Raw genomic sequence first — 16,107 nt, forward strand, 5'->3', positions numbered from 1 at the left:
CGCAAGGATTTCCGTTGCATTCGCGCAGACCGTCAGGCCTGCCGTAGGCCCGTGTCGGACGGGCATTCTTCAGGGGAACTGGAACATGTATACGTCTTCGAACCGCCCGTCGGGCCGTCGCCCTGCCGCCGCATTCGCGCTTCTGCTGTTCGCGCTGGCGCTGTTCTGGCCGGCGCTGGCGTGGGCGCAGAGCTCCACGTACTGCCCGACGCCGTTGACGGCCACGGTGGCGTGGGGCGGCTCGGCGAATGTCGACGTTACGGGATGCCAAAGTGGTTTTGGCGGCGTAAGTGGCCCGTTCGCACCGTTCGCGCAGCACGGCACCGTGACCCTGGGCCCAGCCACCGGGGGACCGCAATCGCTCACCTACGCGCACAACGGCAGCACGCCCGTCGGCGGCGGCGCCGACGTCATCTGGCTGGAGGACGACGAGGGCGGCACGGTGCGTGTCGACATCACGATCAGCGCCCCGACGTCCGCAATCACCGTTTCTCCGGCGACCCTGCCGACCCTGACCGCCGGCACGCCCTTCAGCCAGACCCTGACGTCCAGCGGTGGCACGAGTCCCTATACCTACGTGCTGGAATCGGGGCCGCTGCCGGTCGGCCTCAGCCTGACCGGTGGCGGCGTGCTCAGCGGCACACCCACCCAGCGCGGTGGCTACAGCTTCAGCGTCCGCTCCACCGATTCGACCGCGCCGACGGCCGACACCGTCGTCAAGAGCTACACCGGCACGGTGCAGAACCCGACACTCACCCTGACCACGCCCAGCGGCACCGCGATCCAGGGCGCGCCCTTCTCGCAGACCCTTTCCACCACCGGTGGCGTCGCGCCGCACACCTACCAGCTCGAGACCGGCTCCTTCCCCGCCGGCATCAGCATTTCCAGCGCCGGCGTCGTCAGCGGCACCACCGCCGCGGCGCCGGGCAACTACCCGGTCACGCTGCGCGTGACCGACGCCAGCACCGGCCCCGGCGTCTACTTCGAACTCGAGAGCTACACCCTCACCGTCAGCCCGCCGCCGAGCGTCTCCATCGCGGTGTCGCCGGCGTCGGTCAGCGAAGATGGTGCGACCAACCTGACCTACACGGTTACCCGCAGCCTCAACCTGACGTCGCCGACGACGGTCAACATCACCACCTCCGGCACAGCGACCTCCGGCGTCGATTACACCGGAGGCGTCGCCACCGTGGTTATCCCGGCCGGCGCGACCACCGCGACGATCACCATCGATCCGACCGTCGATGGCACTGTCGAAGCCGACGAGACCGTGATCCTGACGGTCGCCGCCGGCACCGGCTATACCGTCGGCGCCCCGGCCAGCGCGACCGGCAACATCCTCAACGACGACGTGCCGAGCGCGACGATCAGCGTGAGTCCAGCGAACGTCGCAGAAGACGGTGCGCCGAACCTCGTCTACACGGTCTCGCTGAACCAGGCATCGTTCTCCGCGCTCTCGATCAACTACACGATTGGCGGCACTGCGACCAATGGCACGGACTACGCGACGATCGCCTCGCCGCTGGTCATTCCGGCGGGCAACACCACCGGCACGATCACCGTCAACCCGACCGCCGATGCCACCATCGAAGCCAACGAAACCGTCATCCTGACCCTGAATGCCGGTGCCGGCTACACCGTCGGCGTGCCCAACAGCGCCACCGGCACGATCCTCAACGACGACCTGCCGAACCTGGCGATCAACGACGTCACGGCGAACGAAGGCAATGCCGGCATCCCCAACTTCACCTTCACGGTCAGCCTGAGCGCGCCGGCAGGTCCGGGCGGCGCGACGTTCGACATCGCCCCCGCCAACGGCTCCGCCACCGCCGGCGTCGACTACGTGACCAGCAGTCTGACCGGCCAGACCATCCCGGCCGGCAGCAGCACCTACACCTTCACGGTGCAGGTCAACGGCGACACCGCCAACGAGCCAAGCGAAACCTTCTTCGTCAACGTCACCAACGTGGTGAACGCCGTGGTCGTGGACGGCCAGGGCGTGGGTACCGTCGTCAATGACGATCCGCTGCCGAGCCTGTCGATCGACGACGTCAGCGTGGTCGAAGGCAATGCCGGCACGGTCAACGCGGTGTTCACCGTGACCCTCAGCGCCGCCAGCGGCCAGACCGCCACGGTCCTCTATGCCACGGCCGACGGCACTGCGACCCAGCCGGCGGACTACACCAGCACATCCGGCAGCCTGACCTTCACGCCTGGCCAGACCACCCGCACCCTCACCGTGCCGGTGATCGGCGAGACGGTGCCGGAGGCGAACGAGACCTTCTTCGTCAATCTCAGCGGTGCGGCCAACGCGACGATCAGCGACAACCAGGGCGTGGGCACGATCACCAATGACGATGTCCCGGTGACGGTCAGCCCGGGCACGCTGCCCAATGGCGCCGTGGCCACCGCCTACAGCCAGACGATCACGGCCAGCGGCGGCACCGGTCCCTACAGCTTCGCGGTCACTGCGGGCGCGTTGCCTGCCGGCCTGACGCTGTCGGTCGGCGGCGCGCTGACCGGTACCCCGACCGCTGGCGGCAGCTTCAACTTCACCGTCACCGCGACCGACGGCAGTGCGTTCCCCGGTCCGTTCTCGGGCAGCCAGGCGTACACGCTGACCATCGCCGCACCGACCCTCGCGCTGCCGGCGACCCCCCTGGCCGGCGGCACGCTGGGCACGGCGTACTCGGCTGCGATCACCCCGGCCTCGGGCGGCACGGCGCCCTATTCGTACGCCGTCACCGCCGGCGCACTGCCGGGCGGCCTGACGCTCAATGCCTCGACCGGTGCCGTCTCCGGCACGCCGAGCGCGCTGGGCACCTTCAACTTCAGCATCACCGCCACCGACAGCAGTACCGGCACGGGGCCGTACACGGCCACCCAGGCTTACGCGATCACCGTGATCGACGAGCCGCCGACGGGTGGCAGCTCGTCGCTGACCCTGGCCTACAACGCCCCGGCCACGAACGTGCCGCTGACGCTCAGCGGCGGTGCGCCCACGTCGCTGGCCATCGGCACGCCGCCCGCGAACGGTACTGCCATCGTCAGCGGCACCACCATCACCTACCAGCCGAACGCCGGGTACGCAGGGCCTGACAGCTTCACCTACACCGCCACCAACAGCGGCGGCACGTCGGCGCCCGCAACCGTGAGCGTGACGGTGCAGGATGCGGTGATCACCATCACCGCCAGCGGCGGATTCGCCGCCACGGTGGCCGCGCCGTACACGCAGACTTTCACCTTCAACGGCGGCACACCGCCGTGGAGCGGCTACCAGGTCACCAACCTGCCGGCCGGCGTGGCCATCACCGGCACCACCGCGAACACCGTGACGATCTCCGGCACGCCGACGCAGGCGGGCACGTTCAACCTCAACGTGTCGGCGACCGACGGCAGCACCGGCAACGGTCCCTACACCGTGGGCCAGGCGTTCACGCTGACGGTGGCCGGACCGACGCTGACGCTGACTCCGGCATCACCTGCACTGAATGCCACCTACGCGACGGCATTCACCCAGGCGTTCTCGACCACAGGCGGCGTGGGGCCCTACACCTATGCCGTGAGCGGTACGCTGCCGGCAGGCGTGAGCCTGAGCGGCGCTACCCTTTCCGGCACGCCCACGGCGCCCGGCAGCTACAGCTTCACCATCACCGCGACCGATGCAGGTGCAAGTGGTGTCGGCGCTCCTTTCACCCCCAGCCGCGCGTACACGCTGGAGGTGGCAGCCCCGACATTGACGTTGCCGCCCGCGACGCTGCCCGCCTCGACCGCGGGCACGGTGTACACCCAGGCGTTGTCGGCCAGTGGAGGCGTTGCTCCGTATTCGTTTGCGCTCTCCGCCGGTACCCTGCCGGCCGGACTGACCCTGACCGGTTCGGGCACGCTCTCGGGTACGCCAACCGAATCGGGGACGTTCAACGTGTCCGTCACGGCCACGGACACCTACGGTCAGGCCGTGACCCGCGCGTATGCGCTCGACGTGGCGCAACCCACGCTCGCGCTGGCGCCCGGCGGCGGCGCGTTGCCCAACGCTACGGCCGGCGTGGCATTCAGCCAGTCGCTGGTGGTGAGCGGCGGTATCGCGCCCTACACGGCGACCCTCAGCGGTACGCTTCCGACGGGCGTCACCTTCAATCCCGCCACGCTGGCATTCGCCGGTACACCGACCCAGTCCGGCACCTTCACGTTCGACGTGACGGCGACGGACAGCACCGGCGGTACGCCCGGCACCGTGACGGCCACGTATTCGCTGACCGTCCTGGTGCCGACGCTCTCGCTGTCGCCGGAAACGGTGCAGGGCGCAACGGCGGGCGTGACCTATGCGCAGGCCTTCGTTGCCACGGGAGGCGTCGCTCCTTACCAGTACACACTGGGCGCGGGCACCCTGCCGGCAGGTCTGACGCTCGACGTTTCCACCGGCCAGCTTGCGGGCACGCCGACCGAAGCGGGCAGCTTCGACTTCAGCATCACCGCCACCGACAGCACGATCGGTACCGCCGCGTCCGTGACGCGCGCGTACACGCTGGCCATCTCGGCCCCGACGATCGTGGTGGATCCCGACACGCTGCCGACCGCGCTGCAGTCGGTGGAGTACACGCAAGCCTTGTCCGCCCGCGGCGGCACCGCGCCGTACACGTTCACGCTGGATGCGGGCACGCTGCCGACCGGCATGACGCTGACGGCCGAGGGTGCGCTGTCGGGCACGCCGACCGCGACCGGCAGCTTCGAGGTGACCATCCGCGCCACCGACGCGCTGGGTTTCAGCGGCACGCGAGCCTATGCCCTCACCGTGATCGCACGCCCCGACCCGACGCGTGACCCGGAAGTGCGCGGACTGCTGGAAGCGCAGGCCGAAGCGACGCGTCGCTTCGCCGCAGGCCAGATCGCCAACTTCCAGCAGCGTCTGGAGCAGCTGCATGGCGGCGCGACGGCGGAAGGCATGCGCAACGGCGTGTCGTTCACCACCCGCGAACGGTGCCAGGACAACCGTGCCTACACGGACCTAGATGCCTGCGGTGCCAGCGCGCGCGCCGCCGATGCCAGGCGGAACGCGGCGGGCGAGCAGCGCCTGTCCGGCGGCGCCAGTCCGGATGAGGAAGGGACGGCCTCGCAGGCGGATGCCGCCGCATTCGGCTTCTGGACCGGGGGCACGCTGCGCTCGGGCAATTTCGACGGACGCGCCGGCAGCAACAGCCTGGGTTTCGAAACCGAAGGCGTGAGCGCCGGCGCCGACCGCCGCTTCCGTCCGGACTTCGTGGCGGGCTTGGGCTTCGGTTACGGTCAGGACAGCACGGCGATCGGCAACAACGGCACCCAGCTCGATGGCAAGGCGTGGACGCTGGCGATGTACGGCAGCTATCACCCCGGCGAGCGCCTGTTCGTCGATGGCCTGCTGGGCTACCAGCGCCTGTCGTACGACCTGGAACGCTTCGTCACCGCCAACGACGGCCGTGTCCGCGGTTCGCGCGATGGCGACCAGTGGTTCGCGTCGCTGTCCATCGGTACCGACCTCACGCGCGGTGCCGCGCAGCTGACGCCCTATGCACGCGTGGACGCGATGCGGGCCACGCTGGATCCGTACACGGAGCGCGGCGATGCCATCTATGCGCTGACCTACGGCGAACAGGACGTGGACACCACCACCGGCAACATCGGCCTGCGCATGGCGTTCCGCCGCAACGCGACCTGGGGTGCGTTCTCGCCGCAGGCGCGCCTGGAGTACCAGCACGACTTCACGGCGGACAGCCGCACGTTCATGCAGTACGCCGACCTGCTGGGCCCGACCTATGCGACCTCGGTCAGCGGCTACGACCGCAGCCGGTTCATGCTGGGGCTGGGCGTGCTGTTCGACTTCGGCGCGTACTCGCTGCAGGTCGACTACCGCGGCGTGGTGGGCAGCAGCGACCAGCGCGACAACGCCCTGCAGGTGATGTTCCAGGCAGGCCGGTGATGCTGAGCGCACCGGCCCGCGAAACCCTGACCAAGGAATAGACGGACATGACACGTTCTGACTGGATGGCCCAGGTACTGCGATTGGCCCGCATCGGCCAGACATGCGCACGCACCGGCGAGGAGGTGGGCGAAGCCGTGGCCCGCGGCACGCCCGACAGCCAGGACCGCCGCCGCCTGATGCAGGCGGCCGTGGGCGGCGTCGCGGCAGCAGGGCTCGGCGCGATGGCGCCGCCCCTGCTCGCCGCCACCGCACAGGACGCGCGCGCCGTGTATGCGCGCCTGACCAACACGCGCGGGGTGGCCGTCGTGGGCGCAGGCCTGGCCGGCCTGGCCTGCGCGACCGAACTGACCCGTCTTGGCGTGCCGGCGAAGGTGTTCGAATCGGCCCAACGCGTCGGCGGTCGCTGCTGGTCGGCCCGCAACGTGTTCCCGGGTCAGGTGGCCGAACGCGGCGCCGAGTTCATCGGCAGCTCCCATCACGCCATGCTGGGCTACGCGCGCGCGCTGGGCTTACCGCTGGAGGCGGTCGACGGCGGCGGCGGCCGCAGCACCTTCCACCTCTTCGCCGGCCAGCGTCATAGCGATGCGGAGATCGCGGACGAGTTCCGTGCGTTCGCCGATTTCATCCGCGAAGACCTGGAGCCATTGGGTGCACCGCACGCGGAACGCTTCTGCGCACGCGCCGAAGCGCTCGACTTCATGACGCTGGACGAATACCTCACGCTGTACGGCGCCAGCGGCCTGCTGCGCAGCGTGCTGGGCAATGCCTTCCTGGGCGAGTTCGGCAGCGACCTGGACGAAGTCAGCGCGCTGGCTTTCCTGCGTTTCGTCTACGGCGACCGGCGTAGCAAGTTTGCCCTGCAGGGCACCGGCGAATCGCTGCGCGTGGTCGGCGGCAACGACCTGATCGCCACCGGACTGGCGCAGAAGCTGCCGCAGCCGGTGCAGCTGGGCCACCGGCTGGTGGCCGTGACCCGCCGCCTGGGCGGCACGGTGCGGCTGACGTTCGACCTGCGCGGCAAGTACGTGCAGCGCGATTTCGATGCCGTGGTGCTGGCGATGCCTTTCAGCGTGCTGCGCGACGTGGAAATGCGTGGCGTGGAGATGTCGGCGTGGAAGCGCCAGGCGATCGACAAATCGGAGATGGGCGACAGCAGCCGGCTACTCGTCGGGTTCTCGCGCCCGTACTGGCGCGAAGCCGGCGCCAGCGGCAGCGGCAAAGCGGACCTGCCGAACCTCCAGAATGCGTGGGAAACCAATCCCTCGCGTGCCGGTCGGGCCGGTGCCGTCATCGCGCACCAGGTGGGCGGCCAGGCCGCACGCAGCCTGCTGCCCGCCAGCCTGCAGATGGATGCGGTGGGCTTCGTGGCGTCGCTGGAGGAAGTGCTGCCCGGCGCGATGCAGGCGGTCTCGCGCGATCGCCGCGGCAGGATCCTCGCCACCAGCCAGAACTGGAGCACCGATCCCAACAGCCGCGGCGCCTTCCCGCGGCCGCAGCCGGGCTACTTCACCCGCATCGCGCACGCGGAAGCCGGTGCCGTGGACAACCTGCTGTTCGCCGGCGACCACACCAGCAGCTTCTACGAATGGCAGGGCTTCATGGAAGGCGCAGTGCTGTCGGGCCTGCGTGCGGCCGGCGAGGCCAGCACGCTGTTCCGCGGCGGCTGAGGCCGGGCCCACGCCGGCGGAGGGCGCTGGGCGGGCACGGGACGGACGGGCTTTCCGTTATCCTGCCCGTCCCCCGTCCGAAGCCCGCCCATGACCGACCTGCTCGCCGCGCTGCTGCTCGGCATCCTCGAAGGCCTGACCGAATTCCTGCCCATCTCCAGCACGGGCCACCTGCTGATCGCGCAGCACTGGCTGGGCCAGCGCTCGGACTTCTTCAATATCGTCATCCAGGCTGGCGCGATCCTGGCCACCACGCTGGTGTTCCGCCGGCGCATCTGGGAACTGGCCACCGGCTGGCGCGACGACGCCACCCGCGACTACGCGCTCAAGCTGGCGGTGGCCTTCCTGGTGACCGCCCTCGTCGGCCTGCCGGTGCGGCTGGCCGGTTGGGAACTGCCCGAGACCGTCACCCCGGTGGCGTGGGCACTGATCCTGGGCGGCGTGTGGATGCTGGCGGCGGAGCACTTCGCCGAGAAGCGCGGCGACGTGGCCGACATCACGTGGAAAGTGGCGGTGCTGGTGGGGCTGGCGCAGGTGGTGGCCGGCGTCTTCCCGGGCACCTCGCGCTCGGCGGCGGCCATCTTCATGGCGATGCTGGCCGGCACCAGCCGGCGCTCGTCGGCGGCGGAGTTCGTGTTCCTGGTCGGCATCCCCACCATGTTCGCGGCCAGCGGCTATGCGTTCCTCGAACTGGTGAAGGACGATGCGCTGGGCAGCGAGAACTGGGGCGAAGTGGCCCTGGCCTTCGTCGCCGCCACCGCCACCGGCTTCGTGGTGGTGAAATGGCTGCTGGGTTTCATCAAGGCCCATCGCTTCACCGGATTCGCGCTCTACCGCATCGTGCTGGGCGCGCTGCTGCTGTTGCTGATGCCGGCCGGCAGCTGAGCCCGGCCCGGTCTTCACCCCGTTCCGACCCCTCGCGCGTTTGCATAAGCCACCCCTGACGGAGGACGTCATGAAACGACTGCTGCTGCTTGCCCTTCCCCTGGCCCTGGCCGGCTGCCCCAAGCCCGCGGAACAGGCCGCCACCCCGGCGGCACCGGCATCGGCCCCGGCACCTGAAACACCCGCACCCTCGTCCGTCGACGCGCCTGCGCTGCTCCCGCAGTACCACTGGCGACTCACGGATGCGAACGACGCGCAGGGCAAGCGCATCGACGCCCTGTTCGCGCGCGCCGACAAGCCCGTGCAGCTCGATTTCAGGGACGGCCGCCTGGGCGTGTCCAACACCTGCAACCGCATGGGGGGCAGCTACACCCTGTCGGCCACCAGCCTCACCATCGGCCGCCTGGCCTCCACCCTGATGGCCTGCACCGACAGCGCCCTGATGGCGCTGGACCAGGAAGTGGGCAAGCGGCTGGAAGGAACGCTGAAGCTCGCCGCGACGCAGGACGATGCGGCCCGGCTGACGCTCACCACGGCGACCGGCGACACGCTGGTGTTCACCGGCGACCCGACCGCCGAAACCCGCTATGGCGGCGCCGGCGAGCGCGTGTTCCTGGAAGTGGCGGCCGAGACCAGGCCCTGCAGCCACCCGCTGATCCCCGACAAGCAATGCCTGCAGGTGCGCGAGATCCAGTACGACGACAAGGGCCTGAAGGTCGGTACGCCCGGCGCATTCGAGCACTTCTACGACAGCATCGAGGGCTACACGCACGAGCCCGGCATCCGCAACGTGCTGCGCGTGGACCGCTACACCGTGAAGAACCCGCCTGCCGATGCATCGTCCAGCGCCTACGTACTGGACATGGTGGTGGAGTCGGCGAACGAGAAGAAATGATGCCGCCGGCGGTGGCCGCGTCGCCGCTATAGTGGCGCGCCACCGTAGCCCACGCACCCCGATGAAGCCTTTCGCACGGAATGCGACCCTCTCCTGGCTCGCCGTCTCTCTATTGGGCGTCGCGGCGTTCGCCCTCTGGGTGCCGGCGCTGTGGACGCCTTTCTGGGGCGACGACTACGTCTTCCTGCACGGCGCGCACGCGACCAATGCGTCCGGTGCGCCGTGGTGGTCGGATTTCTGGCCCGCCTCGCCGGTGCGCTTCTGGCGCCCACTCTCGCAGGAGGCCTACTGGCGCTTCGTCGACGCCGTGTTGCACGGCAATGCCTTTGCGGCACACGGGGTGAATCTGGCGTTGCACGTGTCGGCGTCGTCGGGCGTAGCACTGTTGGCGCATCGCGTGGCACGCGCCTGCGCCTGGACCGATGCCGGCAGGATCGCCGCACTCGCCGGCGTCGCCTACGCTGCATTGACGATGCACCTGCTGCCGGTGCATTGGGTCGCCGCCGCCAACACCGCCCTGCTGACCCTGTTCACCGCCTTGGCGCTGGCCGCGTGGGTCAGCGCGCGCGATGTCCGCGGCATCACGCGCGTCGCCCTGCTCACGTCGGTGCCGGTGCTGTTGGTCCTGGCCCTGCTCTGCAAGGAGTCCGCCGCCCTCACGCCGGGATTGATGCTGGTGGTGGCCGCGTTCGTCGGCCTTCGCCGCCCTTTCAAGGGCGAGATCGCCACCTGGCTGACCACCGTCGTCGTCGTGCTTGCATGGCTGGTGCTGCGCGCGCGCTTCACGGCGAACACCGATGCCGCGTACGAACTGAGCCTTGGCGGCCACGTGGTGCGCAACACCGCCTCGTTTGCGGCATGGCTGCTGAATGTCCCGCGTGAAGCCATGCGCATGGCGATCGCGGGCGACCGGCTGCCGGGCCTGGCATGGATCGCCGCGACGGCGCTGCCGATGCTGGCCGCCTGGGCTCTCGCGCTCTGGCGCTGCCGCGCCGCACTGGCACCGCGGCAATGGCTGGCACTGCCGGCCTTCGCGGTGCTGGCTTACGCCCCCTATTTCCTCTTCGCATGGAACAGCTACGAGTACTACGCCACCGTCGCTGTCATCCTTCCGATCATCGCACTGGCACGCGGCATCGTGGATACGCCGCGCGCGCCCGTGGTCGCCGCACTCATCGCCATGTCGTCATGGATCGCCGTGGAAGGCACGCGCCGCCTCGACCATCCCGGGCTGATCGGACGCGCGCGCTGGGCGGAAGCGACGTTGCAGGCGCTCGAACGCCAGCCGCCGCCGGCCCTGCCCCTGCATGTCAGCGTCGCGGACGAGCAGCGCTTCTATGCCATCGGCGCATGGGGCCTGGCATGGCGTCTCGATATACCGTTGCAGAGCATCGGCATCGCGCGCGAATGCCCGACGACCGGACCTTGCCTCGTCATCGATGACCAAGGCGTCGTTCAATGGCGGGAAGCGCACTGACGCGCCGGCTCGCGCTTACACGGACGCCCGAGGCTCTGCCGTTTCAGCCGCGCAGCGCAGTATTGAGCGTATATGTGCCGTGGACCGCCGCTTCGGCCAGTACGTGACCCTGCATCGCGCGTTCGACATCGGCCGCGGTGAAGCGCTCCGGCAGGTCGAGGGCTGCCACGTCCAGCGCGAACAGGCGGAAGAAGTAGCGGTGCACGCGCAGGTCGTTGAACGGCGGATACGGGCCGTCGTAGCCGGAATAGTCGCCGCCCATCTGCGCGTCGCCCGCGAACCAGCCGGTGTAGTCGTTCAGTCCCTGGCGTGCGCCGGCGGGGCCCGCCGGCTGCCGCTTGCCACGCACGGTGACGCCGTCGCTGCAGCTGCCGACGGCGATCGTGCGCACGTCGGGGGTGATGTCCGCCATCGCCCAGTGGATGAAGTGCGCACGCGGCTGTTCGACCGGGATCTGCACATCGTCGCGACCGACCGTTTCGGGAACGGGCGGTGCATCCGGGTCGATGCAGAGCAGCGCGAACGACCGCGTGCCGTCCGGTACGTCGGACCACGCCAGATGTGGGTTGCGGTTGGGCGCGAACCCGTCCGGCTGCCCCATCGCGAACTCCGCCGGGATCGGACGGGCATTCTCGAAACTGTCGCTCCAAAGGCGCATGTGCGGCTCCTGTCGAAAGGGGATGATCAAGCCTCGGGATATCCCAGGCGCACGGCGACCGGCGTGAGGGTGGCGAACGGGCCGGCAAGGGCCTGCGCGTACTGGCGCCAGTGACCGGCCGGGAAGCCCACGCTGCCTTGCTCCTGCGGGACTGCGAAACGTGCGCCGCCCAAGGCCTGGCTCAACATCTCGGCGATCTTCGAGGGCGAACGCTCGATGCCATCGAGCCGTACGACCGTAGCCGGGTAAAGACCCTGCTCCAGACCCGTCGCAACATGGTCGAGCACGGCGGCCAACCACGCGGCTGCATCATCTGCCGACGTGATCGCATACATGGCCGGCGATCCGAACGCCAGCCATTCCAGCAACATATCCCGAGGATCCCGCAGCACCGCCAGCAAACGCCCCTCCGGCAAATGGGGACGCAGGTCATGAAGCAGTGCATTGTCCCACCAGACCAGCCAGTCGATCACATTGCCGTCCGGTATGCCGCGTGCAGGCAGGGCAGCGCGCCAATCCGCCACAAGCCGGGTCCCAGGCTGGGTTCCGGTCGCCAGTTCATGCACGGTGCCGTAGCGCTGAAAACCATCCCGGGGCCCACGGCGCGACAGACGATCATTCCTCAGCGGCGCACCGCTGGCGACGAACACCGATGCGACGCGTTCGACTCCGGATCCCGGCGGCCCCCACAGCATCAGCGGCCTTGTTGGCGTTTCCGGCGTGATGGCACCGCGTTCGGGCCATGCCTGGACCGGCGCACTGGGGGCGTGAGGCGGCAGGTTCACGGACAGGTAGCCCTCCGCCCGCTTCAGCCAGCTGCCGACCGCTTCTACGCGCAAGCCGGCGCGATCCTGCGCCAAGGCCAACCAACCCAGCAGCGTCTGCCGGATCTCGTCTTGCTTGACCTGCTGCAACAGATTCTCCACATGGGCGACCGCCGCCGCCGGATCCCTCTCAACCAGCGCATTGACCTTGCGTGCCTGCGCGTCGCTGTGGCCGGGCACGAGAACGAGGATACGGTCGGCAATGGCGTCCGCATCCTTGGCACGCCCGGCGTGGTTGAGCGCCGCCATCTGGGCTTCCAGCGCAGGCACGGACTCCGGCGCCACATGCACCCAGCGCGCGGCGACGGCAAGCGCAGCCTCACTGCCCATGTCTTCCAACGCCAGTCGCGCCAGCCACAGATCGGCCGTCTGCGGATTCAGTGCCAGGCATGCTTCGAGCAGAGCACGCCCCTGCTCCTGCTGGCCATGGGCGTGCCACAGTTGAAGCAGTGCGGACAAGCTGGCGCGGTCATGGGCGCCTTGGCCTACGGCGTCTTCGAGCAGGGGCTGCGCCTGCTCGAGCTGGCCCGCGCGCAGGCGCAGATGGCCCGCCAGGCGCTTCAGGGCAGGCGTTGCGCGCGCGGGATCGGTAAACAACGTGTCCAGCGCATCGGCCGCTTCGTCGAAACGGCCCTGCCGACCCAGCAGGTCGGCGATCAGGCCCCACAGGCTGGAGGCGGCGGGATTCTTTTCCACGATGGCGCGGAAGGCCTGTTCGGCGAAGGCGAGATGTCCCTTGGCCATGTAGATGAAGCCCAGCACGTAGCGCAGCTGCGCGTCGTCCGGCGCCGTCTCGATGGCCTGCGACACCCGCTTCAATGCGGTATCGGCTTCGCCTCGCTGCAACGCGACCATGCCTTCCACCACCGCCAGCTGCGGATGGTTGGGCGCCACGCGCTCGGCGAGGCGGTTGACCCTTTCGGCTTCTTCGAGGTCGCCGCGCGCCAATGCCAACTGCGCCTGCGAGAGATAGGCGCCGAACTGGTTCGGGTCCAGCACGGTGGCCTGGTCCAGCGCCGCCTGGGCATCGCCCGGGCGGCGGCTGGCCATGAGCACACCCGCCCGTGCCAAGTGGAGTTCGGCGTCTTCCGGGGCCAGCGCGATGGCGCGGTCGATGCTGGCCAGCGCCGCATCGGCCTGGCCGCTCTGCAGCTGGGCGGCTGAAAGCCAGCGCAGCGCCTGGGCGTCGTCGGGGCGCTCGGACGCCAGGGCTTCCGCCGCGGCCAGGGCTTCGGCCACCGCACCACGGCGGAGGTCGTTGAGGATCGGGTCGTACATGGGACTACCGGTTGCGGGCAAACCCCGATTGTAACGGCCGCCCCGGTCTTACGCGTCGCCGCCGGACAGCCGCTCCGCCACCCAGCGTTCGGCGTAGCCATCGCAGGCGGCGTTCTCGATGAAGCCGCAATGCCCGCCCCACGGAGCGCTTTCCAGCGTGGCATGCGCCGGCAGCGCCCAGTCGCGGAAGGTGTCGAAGGGGATGACCGGGTCGTCCTCGGCCATCAGGATGTGCGCCGGCACCGTCAGCGCCGCCAGGCGGTCGCCGGCGATGGCGTAGCCGTCGAAGTAGGCCTCCAGCGTGCCGAAGGCGGTATGGCGCTGCACCAGCCAGTCGGTCAGCGCGCGGATGTCCAGCGCCAGCACGGTGTCGTCGAAATCGTGGCGCTGCGGGAACAGGCTGCGCTTGCGCTGCAGCGAGCGGCGCCACTTGCGGGCGAAGTACCAGTCGTACAGCGGCAGGCCGCTTTCGATGCGGTCCATCGTCGTGGCCGGGTCCAGCAGCGGACACACCGCGGCCACCTGCGCCAGCGCCAGCCCGGAGTCCGGTGCGCGCAGCGCAAGCCGCAGCGCGAAGTTGCCGCCCAGCGAATAGCCGGCCACCCGCATCGGCACGTCGCCGGCGAAGCGTCGCGACACGTCCAGCGCCGCGTGCACCACTTCGTCGAGCCGGTTGGAGTGGAACAGGTCTTCGTTCAGGTGATGGGTGTCGCCGTGGTCGCGGAAGTTCAGCCGGAACACGTCGAATCCGCGCCGAAGCAGCTGCGCGGCCGTCAGGCGCATGTAGCTGGAATCGGCGCTGCCCTCCCATCCGTGCAGCAGCAGCACCAGCCCGCGCGGTGCGCGGTCCGGCATGCGGCTGAGGAAACCCTGCAGGCGTACGCCGTCGCCGCCATCGACGATATGTTCCACCGTCACCGCACCGCTGCCCAGCAGCGCGCGCAGGCCGCGACGGCGGCGCAGTGCGCTGGAACCCAGCACCGACTGCAGGTGCGGATTGCGCAGCCAGCGCGGCGGTCGGTAGTCGGCGGCAGTGATCATGGGGTCGTCGCGGCAGCGTCCGGGCAAGGGTGGCACCGGTGGCTCGAGTATTCCCTCGAATCCGTCACCATGCCATCACGTCGCCCGTCAGGCCTGTGCCATGGCCTGCACGATGCGCTCGCGCGACAGGTCGGCGATGCGGCGACGGCCTTCGACATCGGTCACCTGGATGGGTTCCAGGAAGCAGATGTCGGCCGTGCGCGCGGGTTCGCCCAGAAGACGCACGAAGTTGGCGAAGAAGCTTTCCTTCGGCCCGAACGCCACCACCGGCTGCGCGCTGCCGCGCGCACCGTAGCGCAGGGCCACCGGCTGCACCGGCACGCCCGCCTCGACGGCGGCCAGGAAAATGCGCGCATGGAAGGGCCCGACCGCATGCCCGTCCCGGGTACGTCCTTCGGGAAACACGCCCACCGAGCGCCCCTCGCGCAGGCGCCGCATCATCGCCTGCAGCACCCCGCCCAGCGATTCCTGGCTGCCGCGCTGGTGGAAGATGGTCTGGCCCTGCGCCGCCAGCCAGCCGACCACCGGCCAGCCGCGGATCTCGTGCTTGGCGACGAAACCCATCATGCGCTGGCTGTGCAGCGCCTCGATGTCGATCCAGCTGACGTGGTTGGCCACGAACAGCGTGGGGCCGGGCAACGGCTTGCCCACGCGCCGCAGCCGGAAGCCGAAGATGCGCATCAGGCCCCCCGACCACCAGCGCACGGCCACATCGCCGGCGTTCTCGTCGCCCACGCGGATCCACACCAGCAGCGGCGACAGGCACAACAGCGTGACCGGCAGGAAGACCAACAGGTGGACCAGCAGCAGCGGCACGCGGTACAGGTAGCGAAAGACCCGCGCCACGCCGCTGCCGCCAGCAACATGAACAGGGGGCGGCGTCATCCCATCACGATACCGGATGGATCGCCGCAGCGGAATGCGTCCGTGCGGGTCTCAGGATTTCGGCAGCGGTACGACGGCCAGCGTCAGCCGCGATACGCAGACCAGCTTGCCCTCGTCGTTCTCGATGCGGATCTCCCACAGCTGCGTGCTTCGGCCCACATGCAGCGCACGCGCCGTGCCCGTGACCCTGCCGCCACGCATCGCGCGGACATGGTTGGCGTTGATCTCCAGGCCCACCACCATCTCCTTCATCGTGTCCACGCACAGGTTGCCGGCCACGCTGCCCAGCGTCTCGGCCAGCGCCACCGAGGCGCCGCCATGCAGGATGCCGTACGGCTGCACCGTGCGCGCATCCACCGGCATGGTGCCGCGCAGCCAGTCGTCGCCGGCTTCGGTGATGACGATGCCCAGGTGCGACACCAGGGTGTCGGCCGCATGGGCGTTGACGGCAGCGAGATCGACGGGAGCGCGGAAAGCCATGGCAAGTCCTTGGAGCGAGGAGTGAGGGGAGAGAAGTGAGTGTGCGGGAGGGTCAGAGCGT

Annotated in this window: 10 protein-coding genes; 5 read left to right on the forward strand and 5 right to left on the reverse strand. The window is 69.5% G+C overall.

The features are described 5' to 3' along the window. Nucleotides 1–85 precede the first annotated feature (85 nt). The 5 genes from CSC76_RS10040 to CSC76_RS10060 all read left to right on the forward strand — a co-directional run bounded on the left by CSC76_RS10040 (nucleotide 86) and on the right by CSC76_RS10060 (nucleotide 10,880). Nucleotides 86–5,953: a putative Ig domain-containing protein gene (locus CSC76_RS10040; protein ID WP_162109873.1), complete on the forward strand. Its 5,868-nt coding sequence runs from the start codon at nucleotides 86–88 to the stop codon at nucleotides 5,951–5,953. A gap of 47 nt (nucleotides 5,954–6,000) precedes the next feature. Continuing rightward, the gene (locus CSC76_RS10045) at nucleotides 6,001–7,623 is read left to right on the forward strand and encodes a flavin monoamine oxidase family protein (RefSeq protein ID WP_162109874.1); all 1,623 of its coding nucleotides are present in this window, start codon (nucleotides 6,001–6,003) and stop codon (nucleotides 7,621–7,623) included. A 90-nt stretch (nucleotides 7,624–7,713) separates the two neighbouring features. Further along, nucleotides 7,714–8,508: an undecaprenyl-diphosphate phosphatase gene (locus tag CSC76_RS10050; RefSeq protein ID WP_162109875.1), complete on the forward strand. Its 795-nt coding sequence runs from the start codon at nucleotides 7,714–7,716 to the stop codon at nucleotides 8,506–8,508. 70 nt (nucleotides 8,509–8,578) lie between these two features. Next, nucleotides 8,579–9,403 carry an META and DUF4377 domain-containing protein gene (locus CSC76_RS10055; RefSeq protein WP_162109876.1) on the forward strand — a complete coding sequence of 275 codons (825 nt, stop codon included), beginning with the start codon at nucleotides 8,579–8,581 and terminating at the stop codon, nucleotides 9,401–9,403. Between the two features lie 61 nt (nucleotides 9,404–9,464). Next, nucleotides 9,465–10,880 carry a hypothetical protein gene (locus CSC76_RS10060; RefSeq protein WP_162109877.1) on the forward strand — a complete coding sequence of 472 codons (1,416 nt, stop codon included), beginning with the start codon at nucleotides 9,465–9,467 and terminating at the stop codon, nucleotides 10,878–10,880. Between the two features lie 43 nt (nucleotides 10,881–10,923). On the opposite strand, the gene CSC76_RS10065 is transcribed toward CSC76_RS10060, so the two are convergent. The 5 genes from CSC76_RS10065 to CSC76_RS10085 form a co-directional block, all read right to left on the reverse strand. Further along, the gene (locus tag CSC76_RS10065) at nucleotides 10,924–11,538 is read right to left on the reverse strand and encodes a YbhB/YbcL family Raf kinase inhibitor-like protein (protein ID WP_162109878.1); all 615 of its coding nucleotides are present in this window, start codon (nucleotides 11,536–11,538) and stop codon (nucleotides 10,924–10,926) included. Between the two features lie 26 nt (nucleotides 11,539–11,564). After that, nucleotides 11,565–13,640 carry a tetratricopeptide repeat protein gene (locus tag CSC76_RS10070; RefSeq protein WP_162109879.1) on the reverse strand — a complete coding sequence of 692 codons (2,076 nt, stop codon included), beginning with the start codon at nucleotides 13,638–13,640 and terminating at the stop codon, nucleotides 11,565–11,567. Nucleotides 13,641–13,688: 48 nt separating this feature from the next. Then, on the reverse strand, nucleotides 13,689–14,678 hold the full coding sequence (locus tag CSC76_RS10075; protein WP_162109904.1) for a YheT family hydrolase: 990 nt from the start codon (nucleotides 14,676–14,678) through the stop codon (nucleotides 13,689–13,691). Between the two features lie 90 nt (nucleotides 14,679–14,768). Further along, nucleotides 14,769–15,566 carry a lysophospholipid acyltransferase family protein gene (locus CSC76_RS10080; protein WP_162109880.1) on the reverse strand — a complete coding sequence of 266 codons (798 nt, stop codon included), beginning with the start codon at nucleotides 15,564–15,566 and terminating at the stop codon, nucleotides 14,769–14,771. A 51-nt stretch (nucleotides 15,567–15,617) separates the two neighbouring features. After that, nucleotides 15,618–16,046 carry a hotdog fold thioesterase gene (locus tag CSC76_RS10085; RefSeq protein ID WP_162109881.1) on the reverse strand — a complete coding sequence of 143 codons (429 nt, stop codon included), beginning with the start codon at nucleotides 16,044–16,046 and terminating at the stop codon, nucleotides 15,618–15,620. Nucleotides 16,047–16,107 lie beyond the last annotated feature (61 nt).

Source organism: Pseudoxanthomonas mexicana, assembly GCF_010093385.1.
Lineage (GTDB): Bacteria > Pseudomonadota > Gammaproteobacteria > Xanthomonadales > Xanthomonadaceae > Pseudoxanthomonas_A > Pseudoxanthomonas_A mexicana.

Bases quoted from the DNA above. Each gene is read 5' to 3' on its own strand.
- CSC76_RS10040 (WP_162109873.1), top strand. From the start codon at position 86: ATGTATACGTCTTCGAACCGCCCGTCGGGCCGTCGCCCTGCCGCCGCA.
- CSC76_RS10045 (WP_162109874.1), top strand. From the start codon at position 6,001: ATGACACGTTCTGACTGGATGGCCCAGGTACTGCGATTGGCCCGCATC.
- CSC76_RS10050 (WP_162109875.1), top strand. From the start codon at position 7,714: ATGACCGACCTGCTCGCCGCGCTGCTGCTCGGCATCCTCGAAGGCCTG.
- CSC76_RS10055 (WP_162109876.1), top strand. From the start codon at position 8,579: ATGAAACGACTGCTGCTGCTTGCCCTTCCCCTGGCCCTGGCCGGCTGC.
- CSC76_RS10060 (WP_162109877.1), top strand. From the start codon at position 9,465: ATGAAGCCTTTCGCACGGAATGCGACCCTCTCCTGGCTCGCCGTCTCT.
- CSC76_RS10065 (WP_162109878.1), bottom strand. From the start codon at position 11,538: ATGCGCCTTTGGAGCGACAGTTTCGAGAATGCCCGTCCGATCCCGGCG.
- CSC76_RS10070 (WP_162109879.1), bottom strand. From the start codon at position 13,640: ATGTACGACCCGATCCTCAACGACCTCCGCCGTGGTGCGGTGGCCGAA.
- CSC76_RS10080 (WP_162109880.1), bottom strand. From the start codon at position 15,566: ATGACGCCGCCCCCTGTTCATGTTGCTGGCGGCAGCGGCGTGGCGCGG.
- CSC76_RS10085 (WP_162109881.1), bottom strand. From the start codon at position 16,046: ATGGCTTTCCGCGCTCCCGTCGATCTCGCTGCCGTCAACGCCCATGCG.